22 protein-coding genes are annotated in these 22,153 nt (G+C 65.7%); 9 read left to right on the forward strand and 13 right to left on the reverse strand.

The genetic code is table 11. The features are described from left to right. Together GRI42_RS01085 and GRI42_RS01090 are read left to right on the forward strand one after the other, a co-directional pair. Positions 1–2,079, forward strand: coding sequence for an autotransporter assembly complex protein TamA (locus GRI42_RS01085; protein WP_325065277.1), 2,079 nt, complete (start codon positions 1–3; stop codon positions 2,077–2,079). Further along, positions 2,079–6,275, forward strand: coding sequence for a translocation/assembly module TamB domain-containing protein (locus GRI42_RS01090; protein ID WP_160606226.1), 4,197 nt, complete (start codon positions 2,079–2,081; stop codon positions 6,273–6,275). Before GRI42_RS01085 ends, GRI42_RS01090 begins: the two co-directional genes overlap by 1 nt. Here GRI42_RS01090 and GRI42_RS01095 read toward each other — a convergent pair. The 8 genes from GRI42_RS01095 to GRI42_RS01130 form a co-directional block, all read right to left on the reverse strand. Continuing rightward, positions 6,269–6,832: a fasciclin domain-containing protein gene (locus GRI42_RS01095; protein ID WP_160606227.1), complete on the reverse strand. Its 564-nt coding sequence runs from the start codon at positions 6,830–6,832 to the stop codon at positions 6,269–6,271. The two genes, GRI42_RS01090 and GRI42_RS01095, sit on opposite strands and share 7 nt — an antisense overlap. 13 nt (positions 6,833–6,845) lie before the next feature. Then, on the reverse strand, positions 6,846–7,856 hold the full coding sequence (locus GRI42_RS01100; protein WP_160606228.1) for a hypothetical protein: 1,011 nt from the start codon (positions 7,854–7,856) through the stop codon (positions 6,846–6,848). An 86-nt stretch (positions 7,857–7,942) separates the two neighbouring features. Continuing rightward, complete coding sequence (locus tag GRI42_RS01105; RefSeq protein ID WP_160606229.1) at positions 7,943–8,539, reverse strand: lysozyme; 597 nt, start codon at positions 8,537–8,539, stop codon at positions 7,943–7,945. Between the two features lie 204 nt (positions 8,540–8,743). Continuing rightward, complete coding sequence (glnA, locus tag GRI42_RS01110; protein ID WP_160606230.1) at positions 8,744–10,153, reverse strand: type I glutamate--ammonia ligase; 1,410 nt, start codon at positions 10,151–10,153, stop codon at positions 8,744–8,746. 59 nt (positions 10,154–10,212) lie between these two features. Continuing rightward, positions 10,213–10,551: a P-II family nitrogen regulator gene (locus GRI42_RS01115; RefSeq protein WP_160606231.1), complete on the reverse strand. Its 339-nt coding sequence runs from the start codon at positions 10,549–10,551 to the stop codon at positions 10,213–10,215. 241 nt (positions 10,552–10,792) lie between these two features. Then, positions 10,793–11,719 carry an N-acetyl-gamma-glutamyl-phosphate reductase gene (gene argC, locus GRI42_RS01120; protein WP_160606232.1) on the reverse strand — a complete coding sequence of 309 codons (927 nt, stop codon included), beginning with the start codon at positions 11,717–11,719 and terminating at the stop codon, positions 10,793–10,795. Continuing rightward, positions 11,712–12,065 (reverse strand): hypothetical protein, encoded by a 354-nt coding sequence (locus tag GRI42_RS01125; RefSeq protein WP_325065278.1) that lies wholly within the window; start codon positions 12,063–12,065, stop codon positions 11,712–11,714. The genes argC and GRI42_RS01125 overlap by 8 nt, the downstream gene beginning before the upstream one ends. Positions 12,066–12,142: 77 nt before the next feature. Further along, positions 12,143–13,531 carry a leucyl aminopeptidase family protein gene (locus GRI42_RS01130; RefSeq protein ID WP_160606234.1) on the reverse strand — a complete coding sequence of 463 codons (1,389 nt, stop codon included), beginning with the start codon at positions 13,529–13,531 and terminating at the stop codon, positions 12,143–12,145. Between the two features lie 43 nt (positions 13,532–13,574). On the opposite strand from GRI42_RS01130, the gene GRI42_RS01135 reads away from it, so the two are divergent. Beyond that, positions 13,575–14,405, forward strand: a complete 831-nt coding sequence (locus GRI42_RS01135) for a PdaC/SigV domain-containing protein (protein WP_160606235.1) — start codon at positions 13,575–13,577, stop codon at positions 14,403–14,405. Between the two features lie 40 nt (positions 14,406–14,445). Further along, on the forward strand, positions 14,446–15,276 hold the full coding sequence (map, locus tag GRI42_RS01140; RefSeq protein ID WP_160606236.1) for a type I methionyl aminopeptidase: 831 nt from the start codon (positions 14,446–14,448) through the stop codon (positions 15,274–15,276). 101 nt (positions 15,277–15,377) lie between these two features. On the opposite strand, the gene GRI42_RS01145 is transcribed toward map, so the two are convergent. Together GRI42_RS01145 and ccmA are read right to left on the reverse strand one after the other, a co-directional pair. Continuing rightward, the gene (locus GRI42_RS01145; RefSeq protein WP_160606237.1) at positions 15,378–16,037 is read right to left on the reverse strand and encodes a heme exporter protein CcmB; all 660 of its coding nucleotides are present in this window, start codon (positions 16,035–16,037) and stop codon (positions 15,378–15,380) included. Then, entirely contained in the window at positions 16,034–16,615 is a 582-nt protein-coding gene (gene ccmA / locus GRI42_RS01150) for a heme ABC exporter ATP-binding protein CcmA (RefSeq protein WP_160606238.1), read from the reverse strand. Before ccmA ends, GRI42_RS01145 begins: the two co-directional genes overlap by 4 nt. 54 nt (positions 16,616–16,669) lie before the next feature. On the opposite strand from ccmA, the gene GRI42_RS01155 reads away from it, so the two are divergent. Continuing rightward, positions 16,670–16,963, forward strand: a complete 294-nt coding sequence (locus GRI42_RS01155; RefSeq protein ID WP_160606239.1) for a 4a-hydroxytetrahydrobiopterin dehydratase — start codon at positions 16,670–16,672, stop codon at positions 16,961–16,963. Here GRI42_RS01155 and GRI42_RS01160 read toward each other — a convergent pair. The 3 genes from GRI42_RS01160 to GRI42_RS01170 are packed head-to-tail and all read right to left on the reverse strand — an operon-like array spanning position 16,960 to position 19,464. Then, on the reverse strand, positions 16,960–18,003 hold the full coding sequence (locus GRI42_RS01160) for an alpha/beta hydrolase (protein ID WP_160606240.1): 1,044 nt from the start codon (positions 18,001–18,003) through the stop codon (positions 16,960–16,962). The two genes, GRI42_RS01155 and GRI42_RS01160, sit on opposite strands and share 4 nt — an antisense overlap. A 10-nt stretch (positions 18,004–18,013) precedes the next feature. Beyond that, complete coding sequence (locus GRI42_RS01165) at positions 18,014–18,820, reverse strand: SDR family oxidoreductase (protein WP_160606241.1); 807 nt, start codon at positions 18,818–18,820, stop codon at positions 18,014–18,016. 26 nt (positions 18,821–18,846) lie between these two features. Further along, positions 18,847–19,464, reverse strand: a complete 618-nt coding sequence (locus tag GRI42_RS01170) for a DNA-3-methyladenine glycosylase family protein (RefSeq protein ID WP_160606494.1) — start codon at positions 19,462–19,464, stop codon at positions 18,847–18,849. A gap of 81 nt (positions 19,465–19,545) precedes the next feature. On the opposite strand from GRI42_RS01170, the gene GRI42_RS01175 reads away from it, so the two are divergent. Genes GRI42_RS01175 through GRI42_RS01190 form a run of 4 tightly spaced genes read left to right on the forward strand, consistent with a single transcriptional unit; the run spans position 19,546 to position 22,053 of the window. Then, positions 19,546–19,863, forward strand: coding sequence for a 2Fe-2S iron-sulfur cluster-binding family protein (locus GRI42_RS01175; RefSeq protein WP_160606242.1), 318 nt, complete (start codon positions 19,546–19,548; stop codon positions 19,861–19,863). A gap of 42 nt (positions 19,864–19,905) precedes the next feature. After that, the gene (locus GRI42_RS01180) at positions 19,906–20,922 is read left to right on the forward strand and encodes a cysteine synthase A (protein ID WP_160606243.1); all 1,017 of its coding nucleotides are present in this window, start codon (positions 19,906–19,908) and stop codon (positions 20,920–20,922) included. A 32-nt stretch (positions 20,923–20,954) separates the two neighbouring features. Beyond that, positions 20,955–21,320, forward strand: a complete 366-nt coding sequence (locus tag GRI42_RS01185) for a hypothetical protein (protein WP_160606244.1) — start codon at positions 20,955–20,957, stop codon at positions 21,318–21,320. Then, complete coding sequence (locus tag GRI42_RS01190; protein WP_160606245.1) at positions 21,298–22,053, forward strand: Gldg family protein; 756 nt, start codon at positions 21,298–21,300, stop codon at positions 22,051–22,053. Before GRI42_RS01185 ends, GRI42_RS01190 begins: the two co-directional genes overlap by 23 nt. The last annotated feature ends 100 nt before the right edge of the window (positions 22,054–22,153 follow it).

Consider the following 22,153-nt stretch of genomic DNA (forward strand, 5'->3'; position numbering starts at 1 on the left):
GTGCCTGCGGCTACGCAGGACCAGCAGGCGCCTGAACGGCTAGAGGACCTGATCCCCGACAGCGCTCTCGACAATCCCGAGGAGTGGGCAGCGCAGGGCACGGTTGAAGACACCGAGACCACCGGCGACGTCGTTCCCGAACCCGAAACGCCGATCGACGCTCCTCCCGGGTTCGATCTTGCATGGCCGGACGAACTGGAAATCGACGGTTTCGAGCCGCTCGAACCGGAAGAGGACATTCAGTTTGCCGATCTCGACACCGGCGCCCCGCAGGTCGAGTTCGAGAATGCCGAGACGGAGCAACTCGCCGACAATCTGATCCTCGGTTTCCCTCAGGCCGAACCACCCTTTACCGAGCGTGGCGGCTTCGTCGCCCGTTACGAGGCACTATCGACCATCGAGGAACTCGGTTCCGACGATGCCAATGTCGCGCAGATCGCCGCCCGTGCGCGCGAGGACGAGGAACTGCTCAACAACCTCCTGCGGGTCTATGGCTATTACAATGGCGAGATCCTCCGCACGATCGGAGCGCTGGAACCGGGCGAGGGCGAGGCCGAAGGCAGGCCGGTCGTGCGCTTCGATGTCATTCCGGGCGTGCGCTATCGCTACGGCACCATCGACCTCGGCAATCTGAGGAGCGCGCCCGACTACAACGCACTGCGCGATGTCTTCAACATCCTGCCCGGCGATTACCTCCAGAGCGACACGATCATCCAGGAACAGTTCGACCTCGACCGGGCCCTGGGCGAGAGCGGATATGCCTTCGCCAGGATCGAGGAACCCGAACTGCTGATCGATCACGACCGGCAGGAAGGCGACCTGACCCTGCCGGTGGAGCCGGGCGGTAAGTACGTGTTCGGCGAGGTCACCAGCAACGATCCCGAGTTCCTGTCCAGCCGTCACCTTGCCAGCATCGCGCGCTTCGAACCGGGCGATACCTACCAGCGCAGCCTGTCGATGGACCTGCGGCGCGCGGTGACCGCGACCGGCCTCGTGTCCTCCGTAGCGATTACGCCGCGCGAGATTACCGCGCCGCAAGGCGACGAGCCGGGCGTGGTGGCGATGGATGTCGAAATGACCCGCGCCAAGCTGCGCACCATTGCGGGCGCCATCGGCTACGGTTCGGAAGAAGGCTTCCGCGTCCAGGCAAGCTGGGAGCACCGCAACCTTTTCCCGCCCGAAGGTTCGCTCAAGGTACGCGGCGTGGCGGGTACGCTCGAACAATTGGCGGGCGTGACGTTCCGGAAGAACAATTTTGGCGGAAGAGATCAGGTGCTGACTCTCGATGCCTATGTGTCGAACCTCGACACGGCGGCGTACGACGCTCGGACTGTCGCAATAACGGGCACGTACGAACGGCTTTCCACGCTACTGTTCCAGAAACCCTTGGCTTGGGCACTAGGTGCCGAAATTCTGGCGACGGATGAACGCAATCGCGTCATTGGTGGCATCGAGCGGCCGCGTCGCACCTATTTCGTGGGATCAGTTTTCGGTCGCGCCACGATTGATACGACAGATTCGCTTCTCGATCCGACAAAGGGTTTCCGGGTCACCGGCTTTCTGGCACCAGAAACCTCACGGACAGGTGGTGAACAATATTACTACCTGCGCAACCAAGTCGACGGATCCCATTACCAGTCGATTGGCATGGATATGGTCGTGGCGGGGCGGGTCCGTTTCGCCAGCATTCAGGGTGCACCGTTGTTCGCCATCCCACCTTCGCGGCGCCTCTATGCAGGCGGGGGTGGTTCGGTACGCGGTTACGGGTACCAGAAGATCGGTCCGGTCAATGACTTGCTCGAGCCGGTCGGTGGACGCAGCCTCGTCGAAGCTTCGGTTGAAGCGCGCATAGGAACGGGTTTCTTCGACGGGGCAGTTTCAATCGTACCCTTCTTCGATCTCGGCGCCGTTTCCATCGAATCGACGCCTGATTTTCGCTTTGTAAAATACGGTGCAGGCGTTGGCCTCAGGTATGACACGGGCTTCGGTCCGCTGCGCCTTGATGTCGGTGTTCCCCTCAACCCAGACGAAGACGATTCACCTGTCGCGGTTTACGTTTCGCTGGGGCAGGCGTTCTGATGGAAGAGGCCGCCGTGTCCACCGAGGTGCCGAAGCGCCGGTCCATTGCTGGACGCATCGCCAAATGGTCGCTGGGCTTACTGGGCGGGGCGGTGCTGCTGGTCGTGGGCGCGCTCCTGCTTCTCAACACTCCCATCGGGGAGCGTTTCCTTGCCGACCGGATCGCGCGCCACGTCTTTCCCAATGGCCTCAACATCGCCATCGGCCGGATCGACGGGAACATCTACGGCAATGCCGTGCTGCACGATGTGCGCGTGTCCGATCCCCAAGGCGTCTTCCTGACAATCCCGCGCGCGGAGATCGACTGGAACCCGCGCGGCTGGCTGCGCAACCGGCTCGATATCGACAGCTTCATCGCCCGCCGCGGAAACCTGTCGCGCATACCGGAATTCCTGCCGAGCGAGGACGACGGGCCGGTACTTCCAGGATTCGACATCGCGGTCGACCGGTTCGAAATCGACAATCTCACGCTTGCGCCGGGTATCGCAGGCGACGTTTCGCAACGTGTGGATCTTGCTGCCGAAGTCCAGGTCCATGACCGGCTCCTGTTCGTCGACGGCGATGCGAAGCTTGGCGCGGATGATTCACTGGCCTTGTTGTTGCACGCAGAGCCGGACGGGGACGATTTCGACCTGTCCGCCGATATCAGCGCAAGCGAGGGCGGGGCGATTGCCGGCATTCTGGGTGTCGAGGGCCCTTACGAGGCGCGCCTGCGCGGCGATGGCACCTGGTCTGCATGGAAGGGCGGCCTGCTGGTCCGCAGCGGGGAGGAGCGAATTGCCGCGCTTCGCATTACCAATCGCGAAGGCGTGTTCGGAGTTCTCGGCAAATTCGACGCGACCGACTTCGTCGACGGCCTGCCCGAACGCGCGCTCGGCAATGACACGGCGATCAAGGCAAGGCTGACGATCGACGACCGGAAATTCGACGGGCGAACGATACTCGTCGGGCGGGGTATCCTGCTCGATGGCGACGGCCTGCTCGATCTCGCCGAAAACCGTGTCGAGGACTACCGGCTCGGCGCAAGTCTGCGCGACCCGGCGCTGTTCGACGACGGCCTGCGCCTCAATGGCACGACAGCGACGGCAACGCTGAACGGTGCTTTCGACCAGCTCGACATCGTCCACGAACTCAGGATCGGCGAACTCGTCTCGGGTGAGACACGGGTCGCATCTCTGAGGCAGCAGGGCACGGCCCGATACGACGGCAAGACCTGGACTGTCCCGCTGGCAGTCACCGCAGGCCGGGTTTCGACCGGCAATGCGCTGGTCGATCCGCGGCTGGTGGACGGCGTCCTGCGCGGTCAGCTGGCGCTGTCAGGTAACCGGCTGGTTGCCGATGACCTGAGCGTCGCCTTCCGCGGCCTCGCTGCCAATCTTGCCTTGCGCGGCGATCTGGATGCCGGGCGCTACCAGTTGCGCGGTCCCGTGCGGGCGGACGGGCTGGTGCTCGACAATGTCGGGCGGGCAGGCGGTACCGCCATGGCCGACTTCGAGCTCTATCCCGGCGGGTGGAAGCTCGGCGCGGACCTCGATGCGCGCGTCTCGCCGGTGACCAATGCAACGCTCGCCAATCTGGCGGGATCGGCGATCCGAGTGCGTGGCGGCATTGCGACCGGCAGCGGGGCGGCGCTCGATTTCAACCGCGTGCGGGTCAGTGCCGAAAAGCTGCAGATGGCGCTCGACGGGTCGGTCTCGGGCGGGGCGACACAGCTGGCAGGGTCCGGCACGCATACCGAATACGGCGACTTCACCGTCGAAGCGCGCATCGCGGACGACGGCCCCACCGCGCAGCTGGTCTTTGCAAGGCCTTTCACCGGGCTCGAGAACGTACGCGTAGCCATCGCTCCGAGCGAGAACGGATTTGCCATCGACACGCAGGGCGATTCCGTGCTCGGTCCGTTCGACGGGATCCTGGCGCTGTTCGCTCCGGCAAATGGTCCGACGCGTATCGACGTCGAACGGCTCACGGTTTCCGAGACCTCGGTAAGCGGCGGCCTGACGCTGGTCGATGGCCGCGTCGACGGGACGCTCGCGCTTACGCGGGGCGGACTGGAAGGCACGATAGCGCTCGCTCCGCAGGGTGGCCGGCAGGGGCTCGTCATCGACCTGACCGCTCGCGACGCCAGCTTCGGCGGGGATACCTCGCTGACCATCGCGCGCGCCGACATCGACGTCGAGGGCCTGCTGGGTGAAGGCAATTCCAGCTTCTCGGGCACGGCGAATGCGCAAGGGGTGCAGTACGGCAGGCTCTTCATTGCGCGGCTCGCGGCCCAGGGGAAGGTCGAGAACGGGGTTGGCAGCGTCGATGCCCGCATCACCGGCCAGCGGGGGGTCCGTTTCGCGCTCGATCTCAAGGGACGCTTCCAGCCGGAGCGCATCGCTGTCGCCGCGCAGGGCGAGTTTGCCGGACGGGCCATCTACATGCCGCGCCGGGCCTACCTCACCAAGATGGAGGATGGCGGGTGGAGGCTGTCGCCGACGCAGTTGTCCTATGGCGATGGCGGCATGGTCGCATCGGGCGAGTTTGGTGGCGGCAATCTTGCGCTCGACGTGAAGCTGGCGCGCATGCCGCTGTCGCTCGGCGATGTCGCTCTGTCGGACCTCGGCCTTGGCGGCACGATTTCCGGTGTGGTCGAGTACCGCAGCCCCGCAGGCGGCCTGCCCACCGGCTCGGCGCGCGTGAAGGTCGATGACCTCACGCGTTCGGGCCTCGTCCTGTCGTCGAAGCCAATGGACCTGTCGCTCGTGGCGCGGCTGGAAACCAACAGCTTCGAAGCGCGCGCCGTCATGGAAAGCGACGAAATTCGGCGCGGGCGCGTGCAGGCCTATATCACGGGCCTGCCGCCAGAGGGCGATTTGACCCGGCGCCTCAGGGCAGGCCGGCTCGATGGCCAGCTACGCTTCCAGGGTGCTGCGGAAAGCCTCTGGCGGCTGGCGGCTGTCGAGGCGTTCGATCTCACCGGCCCTGTATCGATCGCGGCCAATGCCAGCGGCTCGCTTGCCGAACCAAGGGTGCGGGGAACCGTAGCCAGCGATGACCTGCGGGTCCGCAGCGCCCTGTCCGGCACGGATATCGACGATGTGAGTGTGCGCGGCTCCTTTGCAGGTTCGCGCCTTCGCCTCACACGGTTTGCCGGAACGACCGTCAATGGTGGCAAGGTTTCGGGAAGCGGGATCGTCGATCTCGCAGGGCTTGGCGAGCGCGTCGAAGGGCGGTTTGTCGAGATCCGCGGGCCAACACTCGACTTGCGAGCTGCCGCCAGCAACGCCCGACTGGTCGATGCGAACGGTCTATCGGCGACAGTCACGGGACCGTTGCGCATCATCTCCAACGGGCTTGGCGGCACGATCGCAGGTCGACTGCGCGTGGACCGGGCCAGCTGGCGCCTCGGAACTGCGGCGGATGACCTGCGCCTGCCGCGGATCAGCACGCGCGAGATCAACCTGCCTGCGGACAGGCGCCGCCGGGCGGCTTCCGCGCGTCCGTGGCGTTACCTGATCGATGCCAAGGCCGAGAGCCGGATCGATGTCGACGGCATGGGTCTCGACAGCGAGTGGCGCGGCGACATCATCCTGCGCGGAACCACCGACGATCCCCGCATCGGCGGCACTGCCGAGGTCGTGCGCGGCGATTACACCTTTGCAGGCACGCGCTTCGAACTGACCCGCGGCGAGATCGATTTCGACGAGAACGTACCCATCAACCCGCGCCTCGATATCCGGGCGGAGACGGAGGCCGGCGATACCAACGTCATCGTCACGATCACCGGCAATGCCGTGCAGCCCGAAATCACCTTTGCTTCCGACCCGTCGCTGCCGGAAGAGGAGATCCTTGCCCGCCTGCTGTTCGGCGGTTCGATCACCACGCTGTCCGCCACCGACGCCCTCCAGCTCGGCGCGGCTGTCGCCAGCCTTCGCGGCGGCGGAGGCATGGACCCGATCAACCAGCTGCGTTCTGCCATCGGCCTCGACCGCCTGCGCATCGTCAGCGCCGATCCGGCGCTTGGGCGAGGCACGGGCATTGCGCTCGGCAAGAACATCGGCCGGCGCTTCTACGTCGAGATCATCACCGATGGTAAGGGTTACAGCGCCACCCAGGTCGAGTTCCGTGTCACGAGCTGGGTGTCGCTGCTGGCGAGTGTCTCGACCATCGGACGCGAGAGCGTCGTGGCCGAGATCAGTCGCGATTACTGAGGCTGGAGGACAGCCCCGATCGGAATAACGACGCCGTTCGATGCGGCGACCGCCTTGCCCGAGAACTGCGCGCTTGCGCCGTCCTCGCGCGTGACAGTGATCGTTTCACCATCCTTGGTGAAGGTCACATCGCCTCCGCCGAGCGTGGTCATGGTCACCGCGCCATCCTTGGCATCGATCGCCTTGGAAATGTCTTCGGGCTGCAGATAGCCCGGCAGGATGTGATTGCGCAGCACGCCGACGAGGATCGGCTTCTGCTCTTCGGTCATAAGCGCCTGTCCGGCCTCACCGAGAGCCGCGAAGGCCTCGTCGCTCGGGGCAAGCAGCGTGTAGCTGCCCACACCGTCGAACACGGTGTTGAGATCGGCAGTCACGATCGCCGAATTTACGGTCGACAGTTCGGGCAGCTTGCCGAGGGCGGCTGCCAGCGTTTCCGTCTCGTCGATCTGCGTCGACCCGTCGGCGGCATCGGTTTCCGCGCCGCTGCCGCAGGCGGAGAGGGCGACCAGTCCCACGATTGCGAAGGCGTGGACGAAGGGCTTGTTCTTTGTCAGCATTGCTCGCGTCTCCTCAGATCAGCAGGTCGATGGCGGCAGCCACGAGCTGCGTTTCCGGGTCGATGCGGTACACATACCCGTCCGAATAGCGGTAATAGGCATCCGGCGTGTCGTAGTACCGGTCGCGATAGGGCGCAGGGACGTTGTAGACGTCGTAGCCGCGCGGCATCGGCTGGCCGACGGCGAACTCGTCGCCGGTGATCAGCGCCGCGATCGACATGATCGCCGCATCTTCGGGATCGACCCGGTAGATCACATTGTCGGCATAGCGATAGCGGTCCGGTCCACCGAGGCCGTAATAGTCGACGTAATAGTCGGGCACCTGGTAGCTGGTGTAGCCGACCGGCCAGAGGTTGCCGACGCCCAGCGCGCCGCCGAGCAGCGGGATCCAGCCCGAAATGCCGTCATTGCCGTAACGCACCAGATAACCGTCGCGGTAGTAATAGTCGCCGCGGCCGTAGCTGGTGAGACCGAACAGGCTCGGGCGATAGTCCACACCGAACAGGCTGCGGCGATAATCGTCCTTGAGCTGGCCCGGCGGGTTGCAGCCGTTGCGCTTCTTGGCGAGGCCCGGAGGACAGCCGTCGATCAGGCCGCGCTCGCGGTCGCCGGCCAGCCAGAAGCCGCCGCCGTCGTAGCGCACGTTCACGCCCCGCGCATCGCGTCCGCGGTCGTCGTAGCGCACACGCACATCGTTGCGGTCGTTTCCGTTGCCGTTTCCATTGCCGCGACGTTCGACGACACGGTCATTCCCGTTGCCGTTCCCGTTACCGCGGTTGGCATTGCCGGCCTGTGCGGGACGGCGGTCATTGCCGCGTTCCGCCTTGGCGTTGCCGTTCCCGTTACCGCGCGCTTCCATGCGCTGCGGACCGCGATCGGCCTTGGCATTGCCATTACCCTTGGCCTGGGCAGCGGCAGGCTTGTCGCCGCCATTGCCCTTGCCGTTTCCATTACCGTTTCCTTGTGCCGCGGCCCCGCTCGCTGCAAGGGCGAGCGCGGCGGCACCTGCTAGTAGAACTCGCATTTGTTAACTCCTTTGCCTCGGGTAACGGACCTTGTCCGATTCGGGTTCCGATTAAGCTGCTGGCAAGGTTGGTAAACCGTCTCGCCTCATGAACGGTATAGCCGCGCTTCCTCGTTGCGCCGCCGCACCAGGCCCTTGAGCACGCGGCCGCCTGCGTATTTCCACCTCGCGAACTCGTTGGCCGCATCCCCATGCCGGCCGGCGCGGTGCAAGCGGGTCAGACTGGCGCGGCGGATGGCGCCGGTGTTGTAGTGGAAGCTGACGAGCGCATCGAACTGCGCCTGCGTGGTCGGAACATCGCCGATGGCCTCGCGCACGTCGGCGGCATGGCGCTGCAGGTCGGCCTCGAGCCGCGCATCGCATTCCTCGCGGGTCCAGACGGTGGCGGGGCCGATGTCCGGGCCCGTCGCGCCCCAGCCGATGGTCCAAGGTGCTGCCCCGGTGCCCGGATCGGGATAGGCTTCGACCAGCCCGTCGGGCCGCAGCCGCGCGCATCCCTCGAACCGCTTCACCAGTTGGATACCCGCTGGCGAGACACCACAGGATGGAACGGATGGAACACGGTCCTGGGGAAGAATTCCTCCCGCCTCGTCGAGCACGCGGTCGAGCGCCTCTACCTCGCTCTGGCGAAAGCCCCTGCCGAGCAGGCGGCGGACGTGGTCGAAGATGGTCTTGCGGTTCATGGATCGGCACCTCGGATGAAAATTTGAGGCGCGGGAATTAGGCGCGGACAGGGCGCGTAGGAAAACCAAAACGCATGGCCACTGCAATCCGACGCAAAAGGGCGCCCAGATCGCTCCGGACGCCCTTTTATTGTTGCCCTACCGCTTCGCTGCTTGAGGGCGTCTTGTCCGCCCTACTGCTTCGCTGCTTGAGGGCTGCAGTGCTTACGCGCTGTAGTACATGTCGAATTCGGCCGGGCAGGGCGTCGTTTCGACACGCAGGACTTCTTCCCACTTCAGTTCGGCATAGGCCTCGATCTGGTCCTTGGTGAAGACATCGCCCTTGAGCAGGAACTCGTGGTCGGCTTCGAGCGATTCCAGCGCCTCGCGGAGCGAACCGCACACGGTCGGCACGTCGGCCAGTTCGGCCGGCGGCAGGTCGTAGAGGTTCTTGTCCATGGCTTCGCCCGGGTGGATCTTGTTCTGGATCCCGTCGAGGCCGGCCATCAGCAGCGCGGCATAGGCGAGGTAGGGGTTGGCCATCGCGTCGGGGAAGCGGAATTCGACGCGCTTCGCCTTGTCGCCCGTGCCATAGGGAATGCGGCACGATGCCGAACGGTTACGGGCCGAATAGGCCAGCAGCACCGGCGCTTCGAAGCCCGGTACCAGGCGCTTGTAGCTGTTGGTGGTCGGGTTGGTGAAGGCGTTGAGGGCCTTGGCGTGCTTGATCACGCCGCCGATGAAATAGAGGCAGTTTTCCGACAGGCCGCCGTACTGGTTGCCGGCGAAGGTCGGCTTGCCGTTGTCCCAGATCGACATGTGGGTGTGCATGCCGCTGCCGTTATCCGCCTTGATCGGCTTGGGCATGAAGGTCGCGGTCTTGCCGTAGATGTGGGCGACCTGGTGCACGACATACTTGTAGATCTGCATGTTGTCGGCGGTTTCGACCAGCGTGCCGAAGGTGAGGCCGAGTTCGTGCTGCGCGGCGGCCACCTCGTGGTGGTGCTTGTCGCAGTTGAGGCCCATTTCGATCATGGTCGAGACCATCTCGCCGCGGATGTCGACGGCGCTGTCGACCGGGGCCACGGGGAAGTAGCCGCCCTTGGCACGCGGACGGTGGGCGAGGTTGCCGCTCTCGTATTCCTTGCCGGTGTTGGTCGGCAGTTCGATGTCGTCGATAGCGTAGCCCGATCCGGCATAGCCGTCTTCGAAGCGGACATCGTCGAACATGAAGAATTCGGCTTCGGGGCCGACGTAGATGGTGTCGCCGATGCCGGTCGACTTGAGGAAGGCTTCGGCGCGCTTGGCGGTGGTGCGCGGGTCACGGGCATACCATTCGCCGGTCGAGGGTTCGACGATGTCGCAGAAGATGATCATCATCGGCTCGGCGCTGAACGGGTCGATGTAGACGCGCTCGAGGTCGGGCTTCAGGATCATGTCGGATTCGTTGATGACCTTCCAGCCGGCGATCGACGAACCGTCGAACATCAGGCCGTCTTCGAACTCGTCCTCGCCCAGGATCTTGGCGACCATGGTCAGGTGCTGCCACTTGCCCTTGGGATCGGTGAAGCGCAGGTCGACCCACTCGATACCTTCGTCCTTGATGCGCTTGAGGACGTCCTTAGCACTAGCCATTTTATTGCCTCCGTCTGGGGTAGTTCGTGTTGCGCCCGGCGGATTGCCGGGCAGGTAGCTCAGATTGCGTCTTCGTCCTTTTCGCCGGTGCGAATGCGCAGCGCGCTTTCGATCGACGAGACGAAAATCTTCCCATCGCCGATGCGGCCGGTCTGCGCGGCGGCAGCGATCGCTTCGACGGTGCGTTCGGCGATGTCGTCGGTGACGACGACTTCGAGTTTCACCTTGGGCAGGAAATCGACGACGTATTCGGCGCCGCGATACAGCTCGGTGTGGCCTTTCTGGCGGCCGAAACCCTTGGCCTCGGTCACGGTGATGCCGGACACGCCGATTTCGTGCAGCGCTTCCTTCACCTCGTCGAGCTTGAAGGGCTTGATGATCGCTTCGATCTTTTTCACGTGGCCTGTTTCCCGCCTGGTCAGAATTGCGCACGCCCTGGTGAACGAATGCGCGCTTACGCGCGGTGTTCCAAGAATCGTGCCAAGCGGCGCGATGGCGGTGCGGGAGGGATTCGGCAAGCCCTGCGGCGGGATTGCGCCATTTTCGGCAAGAGTTTTGCCAAGACTGCGCAATCGGGGCTGATTTGCGCGCCGCCGCTGCCTAAAGCGCAGTCGGGTACTGCCTAAATTTTAGGCAAGGCTAAAGCTGCAGGCCGGCGGTTTCGGGAAGGCCGCACAAGAGGTTGAGGTTCTGAACCGCGGCCCCGCTCGCTCCCTTGCCGAGATTGTCGAGCCGCGCGACCAGCCGCGCGTTCCAGCCGCCTTCATTGCCGAACACCGCAAGCTCGATCCCGTCCCACGGCGCGGCATCCTGTTCCAGCAGCAGTTCGCCCGGTACGCCCTCATCACGAACGGTCACGACCTTGGATCCGGCATAGAATGCCCGCAGCGCATCGCGCAGGGTATCGGCACTCGGGTCGTTCGCCATCGCGCCGAGATGCAGCGGGACTTCCACGATCATGCCGCGATAGGCAGGGACCACGGCAGGGGCGAAGATCACGGGATGTTCGAGCCCGGCATGGCGCTTCATTTCAGGCAAATGCTTGTGCGCCATGTCGTAGCCATAGGCGCGGAAAGCGGGCGCGCCTCCGGCCTCGAAGCGTTCGATCAGCGCCTTGCCGCCGCCCGAATATCCGCTGACGGCATTTACCGTATAGGGCCAGTCGGCGGGCAGCAGGCCCTCGCGCACCAGCGGCGCGACAAGGGCGAGGAAGCCCGTGGGGTAGCAGCCCGGATTGCTGATCCGGCGAGCGTCGGCCACGCGGTCGGCGCCGACCAGCTCGGGGAAGCCGTAGCACCAGCCCTCGGCCGTGCGATGTGCGGACGAGGCGTCGATCACCCGCGTGCCGCTGGCCGGATCGATCAGCGCGACCGCTTCGCGCGCGGCATCGTCGGGCAGGCAGAGGATGGCGACATCAGTCTCGTTCAGCGCCTCGCGGCGGGCGGAGGCGTCCTTGCGGCGTTCGTCGTCGAGAGTGATCAGCGCGAATTCGCTGCGGCCTTCCAGCCGTGCGGCAATTTCGAGGCCGGTGGTCCCGGCCGCGCCGTCGATGAAGACCTTATGCACCGCTTTCGGCAGCCAGCGCGCCGATGTGGACGTAGCCGCTCGGCCCGTCCGGTCCGACGGCGATCCATGCCCAGTTGCCTGCGATGTCGAGCAGTTCCACCTCGCTGCCGGCGGGCAGCGTTGCGCCATTGTCGGCATCGTCGCGCATGCCAACCTTCAGGACGACGTCGGCATCGCCGATCCGGCGTTTCACGGGAACGACATAATGTGCGGCCAGATAGCGTCCGGCGAGCGCGATATGCGCCAGGTCTCCGCGCAGCGGCAGCGTCCCGGGCGCGGGCCGGGTGACCGGACCTTTCAGTCCGACGATGCCTTCGGGCAGGGAATAGCTGGTATGCTCGCTCACGAAACCGGATGTCATGCTATTGGATACAAGCCCGCGCGCTTAGCCGCGCTTGGACATTCCCGCAAGACGGCTGCCCCTCATGTCCCCGCATAGCGCGCCTTGAGCATATGCCACGCGGCGCGCAGGCCATAGGCGTCGCCGCCCTTGGGCCGCCCCGGCTTGGGCATCGGGCGCCATGCGAATGTGTCGAAATGCGCCCAGTCGATGCCTTCGCCCACGAACTTGTCGAGGAACAGGCCCGCCACGCTCGCCCCGGCAAAGGAATTGGCGTGGGCGTTGTTCGTGTCGGCAATGTCGGAGTTGAGCCATTCGCGATAGGCTTCGGGCAGGGGCAGGCGCCACGGTTCGTCGTCATTGGCCTTGCCCGCCTCGATCAGCGCCTGTGCGGTTTCGTCGCGGCGCGTCATCAGGGCAGGGTAGTCGGGGCCGAGCGCCACGCGCGCCGCGCCGGTCAGCGTGGCGAAGTCGATGACGAGGTCGGGCTTTTCCTCGCTCGCGCGGGTCAGCGCATCGCCCAGGATCAGGCGCCCTTCGGCATCGGTATTGCCGATCTCCACGGTCAGCCCCTTGCGCGTCTTGAGCACGTCGCCCGGGCGGAAGCTGTTGCCGGAAATGGCGTTCTCTACTGCCGGGACCAGCAGGTGCAGGCGCACGGGCAGCTTGGCACCCATGATCAGCCCGGACAGCGCGATGGCATGGGCCGCGCCGCCCATGTCCTTCTTCATCAGCAGCATGCCAGCAGAACTTTTCACATCGAGACCGCCGGAATCGAAGCACACGCCCTTGCCGACGATCGCCAGCACGGGGTCGCTTTCCTTGCCCCAGGTGAGGTGGATGTGGCGCGGTGCATGGCTGCGCGCCGCAGCGCGCCCGACCGCATGGACCATGGGATAATCCCGCTCCAGCGCGTCGCCCCTGGTCACGCTGACCTTGGCCGAATGGAGCTTGGCCAGCTTCTCCACCTGGTCTTCGAGGTCTGCCGGGCCCATGTCCTCGGCCGGCGTATTGACGAGATCGCGCACGAGGCAGACCGCCTTGGCTTCTGCGATGGCGCCTTCGATCCTGCCGGCTTCCTTGGTCAGCAGGATACGCGGGCCGACCGGCTGTTCGGGCTTCTTGTAGCGTTCGAAGCGGTATTGCGCGGTCTGCCAGCCGTGCAGCGCGGGACCGGGCTGGCCATCGGCACGGCGATAGGTGCCTTCGGGCAGGACTTCGGCCAGCTTGGCCATGCACCAGCTCGACAGCTTGTCGGGATTGGCGACGCCGCCGACCGCGAACCAGCCATCCCCATCGGGCACGATGCCCACCTGGTATCCGCTGCCATCGAACTTCTGCGCCTTGAGCGCTGCACGCTGGGCTGCGGAGAGCTTCTTCGCCCAGTTATCGAACCCGTCCTTGTTCACAAGGTGGATAAGCGTTGCGTCCTGGCCCTGGTCGGGCTGGATGAGAGCGGCGGTATCGGCCATGAAGTTCACCCCGTACTAATCTGATCTCGGGCATGGAAATGAGATGCGTAGAAGCCTGTTCCTGATTTCGCTCGCCCTGTCGAGTGCCGCCTGCTCGCAATCTCCAGCCGAGAACGCGGCGGACGAACCAGCTCCTGCCGCGACTGCGGACGCGGCGGCGGATGCCGGGGCTCCGGCCGCCGACACCGCGAAGGCGGTGGACTTCGAGGACGACGACAAGGAGGGCGAGGCGGTACGCGAGTTCGCCTATAAATGGCCGTCTGCGGTGTCTGCTACCCCTGCGCTCGCCAAGCGCCTGACTGCCGAGCGCGAGAAGGCGCTGGCCGAGCAGAAGGCGGAGTGGGCCGAAGCGCTGCAAACATCGCCCGAAGGCTGCATTTCCTGCGTCAACCGCGGTTACGAGGTTGAATGGAAGGTCGTCGCCGACATACCCGGCTGGCTCAGCCTGTCGCAGGACCTCTACGTTTTCACCGGCGGGGCGCACGGAAATTACGGCCGCAGCTCGATGGTGTGGAACCGCGCAACGGGCGAGGGAGTGGACGGCATCGCGCTGTTCAAGTCGCCCGTTACGCTGGAGAATGCGCTGGGCCGCAAGTTGTGCGACGCGCTCGACCGCCAGCGCGAGCGCAAGCGCGGCATGAAGGTGGACAGGGCAGCCGGGGGCATCTTCGACGATTGCCCGGGCCTCGACGAGGCGAGCGTCTTCGTCGGCTCTTCCGACGGTGAGCATTTCGACCGGATCGGCATCTATTTCGGCCCCTATGTCGCCGGATCCTATGCCGAGGGAGCCTACGAACTGAATTTCCCTGTCACAGCCTCTGTCCTCGACGCCGTGAAGCCCGAATTCGCCGAAGCGTTTCGCGTCGCGCGCTGATCCCCTCGCAATTTCGCGCCGGCATCGCTATGTGGCGGCCATGACCGAATACCAGGTGATCGACAGCGAACAGACCGTCTACCGCGACGGGACCATCAAGCTCCACGGGCCCGAAGGCTTCGAAGGCATGCGCAAGGCCGGACGGCTGGCTGCGCAGATCCTCGACGAGCTGACCGATTTCGTGAAGCCGGGCGTGACCACGGGGGAGATCGACGATCTCGTGCGGACCATGACGCTGGATGGCGGCGCGGTACCAGCGACCATGGGCTATCGCGGCTATGCGCACAGCTGCTGCACCTCGATCAACCACGTGATCTGCCACGGTATCCCGGGCGACAAGGCGCTCAAGGACGGGGACATCATCAATATCGACGTGACCCCGCTGCTCGACGGCTGGCACGGCGATACCAGCCGGATGTACCTCGTCGGCGACGTTCCCCTGAAGGCCAGGCGGCTGGTCGACGTGACCTACGAATGCCTCATGCTCGGCATCGAGGCGGCCTCGCAGCCCGGCGCGCGCCTCGGCGATATCGGCGCGGTGATCGAGGCGCATGCGCGCCAGAACCGTTACGGCGTGGTGCAGGAATTCTGCGGCCACGGTCTTGGTCGCCTGTTCCACGACGCACCCGAAGTGATCCACACCGGCCGCAAGGGCACCGGCCCGCTGCTGAAGCCGGGGATGTTTTTCACCATCGAACCGATGATCAACCTTGGCCGACCGCACGCCAAGATGCTGAGCGACGGCTGGACCGCCGTGACGCGCGACAAGTCGCTTTCGGCGCAGTTCGAACATTCGATCGGCATCACCGAGAACGGCGTGGAAATCTTCACCGAAAGCCCCAAGGGCCTCCACAAGCCGCCTTACGCTTAAGCGCCCTCAGTCGCCGGGCGCAGTGCGTCCGCACTGCTTGGCTACCTCGCAAAGGCTCGGGCGGGCGGTCGCCCTTGCGACACTGCGTGTCGTAGGTCCCGTCAGCTTTCCCGTGCAGCCCGGATCGCCGCGCCTGCGGCAATCGGGGCGAGGGCGCACAGGCCGAGGCTGATTGCCGCGGTCAGCAGCAGGCCGCTGGGGTCCGGGCGGGCAAGGCTGCCGGCTCCGAAAATCAGGATCGGCACGGCGAGCGGGATCACCATAAGTCCGGCAAGGGCTGCGCCTCCTCGCAGGCTGGCAGTCAGCGCCGCGACGGCAAGACCTACGGCGGCAAGCCCCGGCGTGCCTGCCAGCAGTCCGAGAAGGACCGTTCGCGTCGTCTCGCCCGACAGTCCGAGCAGGGCGGCAGCGGGCAGGGTCGCCACCAGCAACAGCGGCGCAAAGGCGAGCCAGTGCGCGATGAGGCGCGAGGCCATGGCCCATTCCTCGCTCACACCGCGCAGGGCCAGCTGGTCGAACACCCCAGCCTCCAGATCGCCCGATACCAGCTTTTCGAGCGGCAGGATCGCCGCCAGCAGCGCCGCCACCCAGATCACGCCGCCCCCGGTCCGGCCCAGCAATTGCGCATCGGGCCCGACCGCGAAGGGGTAGAGCATGGCGACGGCAAGAAAGAACAGCAGCGGCAAGACGCCCGCGCCGCCGCGTCCGCCGGGCAGGAGAAGGCCGAGATCGCGGCGCAGCAGGGTCGCAAAACCGTTCATGCCGAGAACCTCGCCAGATCGATCTTCTGCGGATCGGGAAGTGCCATCGGCTGGTGCGAGGCGACGACCGCGATGCCGCCGCGCCCGCAATGCAGCGCCACCAGTGCCTCCACGCTCTTCATCGCCTGCGTGTCGAGCCCGTTCAGCGGCTCGTCCAGCAGCCAGATCGGGCAGTTGCGATTTAGCAGGCGGGCGAGCGCGGCGCGTTTCTTCTGGCCGGTGGACAGGTAGCGCACGGGCACGTCCAGCAGCGGGTCCAGCTGCAGCACCTCGAATGCGCGTCCCGCATCGCGGCACCCGTCGAGGCTTTCCCAGAAAGCGAGCGCCTGGCCCAGCGGCAGGTTCGCATCGAGCGCCAGCCGTTCGTCGACAAGACCCATGGCGCCTTCGCTTTCGACCTGTCCGGCAAACGGGCGTAGCAGGCCCGCAAGGATGCGGATGAGGCTCGACTTGCCGATGCCATTGGCGCCCGCGAGCTGCAATGCGGCGCCCGGTTCGCAGGAAAAGGACAGCCCACGGAAAAGCAGCCGCTCGCCGCGGCGGCAGGCGAGGTCCATTGCTGCGAGGCGCGCTTGCATGGGCGCGAGCGATAGGCAAAAGCGCCCGCAGCGACAAGCAGGAGAGATTCGCAAATGGCCGCCGTCGAACAACTGACCGAGGAAGAGCGCACCACCTGGCTGCGTGCGTTGCCCAAGTGGTCGCTGGCTCGCGACGGCGCTGCGATCGAGCGCAAGTTCGAATTTGCTGACTTCGCTGAGGCGTTTTCCTTCATGACGCGCGTCGCCATCATGGCGGAAAAGCGCGATCACCATCCCGAATGGTTCAACGTCTACAACCGCGTCGAAATCACCCTGACCACGCATGACGCGGGCGGGCTGTCCCTGCGCGACGTTAACATGGCCAAGAAGATCGACGCGCTGGTCTAGTCGCCCAGCGTCCCTTCCCGCGGGGCAGGGCCGAGTTCCAGCAGCAGGCAGCGGTAATAGAGCGCCTCGCGCCCGCGTTCTGCGGTGCCCGGCGTCATCGCGCGGCTGTTGTCGCGCGTGCATTCGCGCTCGAGCAGGGCTTTTTCCTCTGCCGTGCGCTCGGTAATCGCCGGCCCGCCGATCAGCGGGCTGCCGCGATATTCGCGGCTGGGCGTGCCGTAGAGCGTGCGGAAGGCATCGAGCGCCATCGGGTGGAAGAGCGTGCCGTGCGTCTCGCTCTCGCCTGCGTCCACGAAGGTCCAGCGCAGGCTCTCGGGCGCATCGCTGCGCAGTGCCGCGACCAGCCGTTCGGTCCCTTCGCGGTGCCAGTCGCCCTCGTTCGCGGTGGTGAGGTAGAGCCTGCGCTTACCCGCCGGATGACGCGCGAAATAGCCCGCTGCCTCGCGTCCGTATTTCATCGCCTCCCACCATAGCGAGGGGGAGATCGCGATGTAGTCGTCGAACAGTTCGGGGTCTTCGAGCAGCGTCTCGACCACGAACAGCGCGGCAAGCGATTCCCCGATGATCGCATCGTGACCGTCGGTGCGGAAATTCGCCTCGACCAGCGGTTTCAGCTCCTCGCGCAGGAAGCGGCGGTACGCGGGCGAACCGCCGGGCGTCGCGTTGAGGAACCGTTCGTAAGGGCGCGGGTCGGCCACGGGCGGGGCCAGTTCGTGCCGCCGGTTCACGCTCTGGATGCCGACGAGGATGAACGGCTCGAACGAATAATTCATCTCGCGGCTCTGGGCGATGCCGGCGATATGCGCGAAATCCTGGTCCGGTCCGCCGTCGAGCAGGTAGACGACCGGGAACCGCCGTTCGGGTTCGGCCTCGTATTCCACCGGCAGGCGCAAGGTCACCTTGCGGCTCTCGCCTTCGAGGATTTCGGTTGCGACCGTGTAGGTCTGGCCGAGCACGTAAGGCTCTGCCTGCGGAAGCTGCGCGGCACCGGGCACGGCGAGGGCGAGTGCCGCAAGCGGCAGCAGGTGGCGAATTCTCACAAGCGGCTCCCTACTGGCCGAGCGGCCTCAGGCTGGAGCGGGTCTGCTTGCGCACCCTACCGGGCATCCAGCGCGCCCCGAAGGCGAGGCTGCGTGCGGTCTTGCCCACCAGAGTGTGAAGCCGGTCGCCATGCACCGCGGCCCAGGCCGCTTCCGCGACATCGGTAACCGGCGTGATTTCCAGCCCCGCGTCCTTCACGCGCTGGCGGATCGCCTCGTTGCTCTGCGCATTGGGCGCGTGCTCCAGCAGCGGCGTGTCGATGAAACTGGGGCAGAGCGAGCGCACGAGGATGCCATCATCCGCCCATTCGCCGTCGAGGCTTTCGGTGATGCCCTTCACGCCGAACTTGGTCGCTGTGTAGACGCTCGCTCCGGGCGTGCCGTAAATGCCCGCAGCGCTCGCGGTGTTGAGCAGGCAGGAGCCCGGCGCGGTCTTCTTGAGGTGGGGGTAGGCCGCCTGCGCACCGAACAGCACGCCCTTGAGGTTGATGTCGAGACAGCGCTCGATTTCCTCGGTGCTGTTCTCGATCAGTGCACCGCCCAGCGGGATGCCGGCATTGTTGGCGAGCACGTCGATGCGCCCGCCTGCCGCGGTGGAGAAGCCGTCCAGCGCCGTGTCCCATGCCGCGCGGTCGCGCACGTCGAACTTGTGCGTGTAGGTGAAGCCGTTTTCGATCAGCTGCAGCGTCTCGTCCATGCCGCGCTGGTCGATATCGCCGAGGCCGACGAACCAGCCTTCCGAGGCAAATTTGAGCGCGATGGCGCGGCCGATACCCGATCCGCCGCCGGTGATGAAAATGGCCTTACGCTGGCTCATCGAATATCTCTCCCCTTGTGCGTCCCTCACAGCGCCGCGTTGTTATAGGTGTGCCAGGTGAAGATGGCCATCGCCCCGCGATAGGGCTTCCACCGATCACCCAGCGTGCGGGTTTCCTTCTCGCCAGGCCGGGCAGGCAGGTCGAGCAGGCGCCCCACCGCTTCCTGCACGGCAAGGTCGCCCGCCGGCCAGATATCCTGCCGCCCTTCGGCAAACAGCAGGTAGATTTCCGCCGACCAGCGCCCGATCCCCTTGATGCGGGTAAGCTCGGCGATGGCTTCCTCGTCGTCTTCCGGCAGGCTGTCGAACTCCAGCTCGCCGCTTGCCACCAGTTCGCACAGGGACCGGGCATAGCCCTGTTTCTGGCGCGAGAGGCCGCAGGCGCGCAGCGTGTCGAAATCGCGGGCGAGCAGTTCGTGGGCGTGCATGTCCTCGCCCAGTTCGGCCTCCAGCTTGTTCCAGACCGAGGCGGCAGCGGCCACGCTGACCTGCTGGCCGACGATGGTGCGCAGCAGGGTGCGATAGCCGGTCGGGCGGATGCGTTCCTCGGGATAGCCGCAGCGCTCCAGCGCGCCGGCCACCACCTTGTCCTGCGCGGCAACGGCATCGAGATGCTCGCGCAATTGCGAATTGGTCAGGCCCACCTTGCGCTCCCGCGTCACTTTGAATAGCAGCACGCGGCATAGGGCCCGCGAGGCGGGCGAGGCAACAAGGATACGCAATCGATGCCCAGGCTGATCGTCACCACCCGCGAAGGCGAGACGAGCGAGATCGAGGTCGAGGACGGCCTCACCGTAATGGAAGCGATCCGCGACAACGGCTTCGACGAGCTGCTGGCGCTGTGCGGTGGCTGCTGTTCGTGTGCGACCTGCCACATCCATGTCGACCCGGCCTTTGCCGACAAGCTCCCCAAGATGAGCGAGGACGAGGACGATTTGCTCGAATCGACCGACCACCGCACCGAAACCTCGCGCCTGTCGTGCCAGATCCCCTTCACCGGCGATCTCGACGGGATGAAGGTTACTATCGCCCCTGAAGATTGATGTTGTTTGCGAGGTAGGTGCCGCGCGCCTACCTCAGCCAACATGACTTCAATTCCCATTCGCGAGCGAACGCTCGACCTGATCGGCAACACGCCGCTCGTCCGCCTCGAAGGGCCGAGCGCGGAAGCCGGCTGCGACATCTACGGCAAGTGCGAATTCGCCAATCCCGGCGCCTCGGTTAAGGACCGCGCCGCGCTCTACATCATCCGCGATGCAGAAGCGCGGGGCGAACTGAAGCCCGGCGGCACCGTGGTCGAAGGCACGGCCGGCAACACCGGTATCGGCATTGCGCTGGTCGCCAATGCGCTGGGCTATCGCACGATCATCGTGATGCCCGACAACCAGTCGAAGGAAAAGATGCAGACCCTGCGCGCGCTCGGCGCGGAGCTGGTCCTCGTCCCGCCGACCAAATACGCCGACCCCAACCATTTCCAGCACGTCTCGCGCCGCATGGCGGACGAGATCGAGGGCGCCATCTGGGCGGGCCAGTTCGACAATACCGCCAACCGCAAGGCGCATATCGAAGGCACGGCGAAGGAAATCTGGGACCAGACGGGCGGCCGGATCGACGGCTTCACCTGTGCAGCGGGCACCGGCGGCACGATTGCCGGCGTCGGCATGGGCCTTAAGGAACTGGACGAGAATGTCGTCATCGCCCTGACCGACCCGCACGGCGCGGCGCTGTACAATTACTACGCCAATGGCGAACTCAAGGCCGAAGGGTCTTCGGTTGCCGAAGGCATCGGCCAGGGCCGCATCACCGGCAATCTCGAAGGCGCGCCGATCGACACGCAGTTTCGCGTTTCCGACGAGGAAGGCTTGAAGTGGGTCGCTCGCCTGCTGCGCGAGGAAGGCCTGTGTCTCGGCCTGTCGAGCGGCATCAATGTCGGCGGCGCGGTCGAACTGGGCAAGCGGCTGGTGGCCGAAGGCCGCGAAAACCCGCGCGTGGTCACCATCCTGTGCGACACGGGCTTCCGCTATCTCTCGACGCTCTACAATGCAGAGTGGCTGGAGGCGAAGGGCCTGCCGGTGTTCGACTGGCTCGAAGGCACCGATTGACCTCGCGCCCCAAGCAGCGCAGAATCTCCCGAATGCCGCGCTATTTCGATCTGTCGACCAGCAAGCCCGAGCCGGGCGAGCTTCCCGAGGTTCCGCTCGGGGGCACCCGTGCGCAGGCCATTCATCGCATGCAGATCGGCGTGGCCGGTGTGGTCCTGATGGTCCTGCTCGTCGGACTTGCGAGCCTCGTCCAGGAACGCACCCGCGAAGTCGATGCCGCTGCCGTGCCGGAAGCTGCCTCCACGACCGAGCCGAGCGCCGGCCCGACGCAGGCCGACCCGCTGGTGGAAGCGGGCGTGGTCCCCGATCTTCCCGCCGGACCCAGCCCGACCGCATCGCAAAGTCCGGCCCCCGTGCCCGAACAGGGTGTCGGCAATGCCGCGCCTGCGGGCGAATAACCTCCTAGCTCCGCTTGCCGCCCTCCTGCTCGCCGCGTGCGGGGCGGATGGCGGCGCGGCGGACGAGGCTGCCGCCGAAGGACCGCGCGAGCGGCTGGGCCTGTTCACCACACTGCCGATCTACTGGAACGAGCAGCAGGACATTGCCGCCATGCTCGAACCTGAAGCGCAGGAGCCTTCCTGGGTTCGTGCCGCGCTGGAAGAACGTCACGAGCTGGTGCCGCTCGACACGCTGGAAGTCGGTGGCATCTCCGGCCTCGACACGCTTCTCATCGCACAGCCGCGCGCCTTGTCGGCCGCCGAGAACGTCGCGCTCGACGACTGGGTGCGCGGAGGGGGCAGGGCGCTGGTGCTGGCCGATCCCTTCCTGACCCAGCATTCCGATTTCGCGCTGGGCGATCCGCGCCGGCCCTTCGATGTCGTGCTGATCTCGCCCATCCTCGCACGCTGGGGCCTCGCGCTCGAATTCGACGATGCGCAGGGCGAGGAAGAGCGCGTCGTCACGGTCGGCGATGTGGCGGTGCCTGTCCGGCTGGCCGGTCGCTTTGTTGCGGCGGAAAGCGGTGAAGATGCCGAATGCGCCATCGCGGGCGAAGGCCTGCTGGCCGATTGCAGCGTGGGCGAGGGGCGCGTGCTGCTGCTGGCGGATGCCGCCATCCTCGACACCGAAAGCGACGACGAAAACCGCCGTGCCGCAGTCGAGTCGCTGCTGGCGCGACTCCGGAAGCGTTAGGGTACGGGAAAACCCGGGAGGGATGCCGGGAATTTGCGGGACCGCACCCGATTCTCCGCGGAATTCCGTGACTTGGCTTAAGGATGTGGTAAGATTGCCC

The organism is Qipengyuania gaetbuli (assembly GCF_009827315.1).
GTDB lineage: Bacteria > Pseudomonadota > Alphaproteobacteria > Sphingomonadales > Sphingomonadaceae > Qipengyuania > Qipengyuania gaetbuli.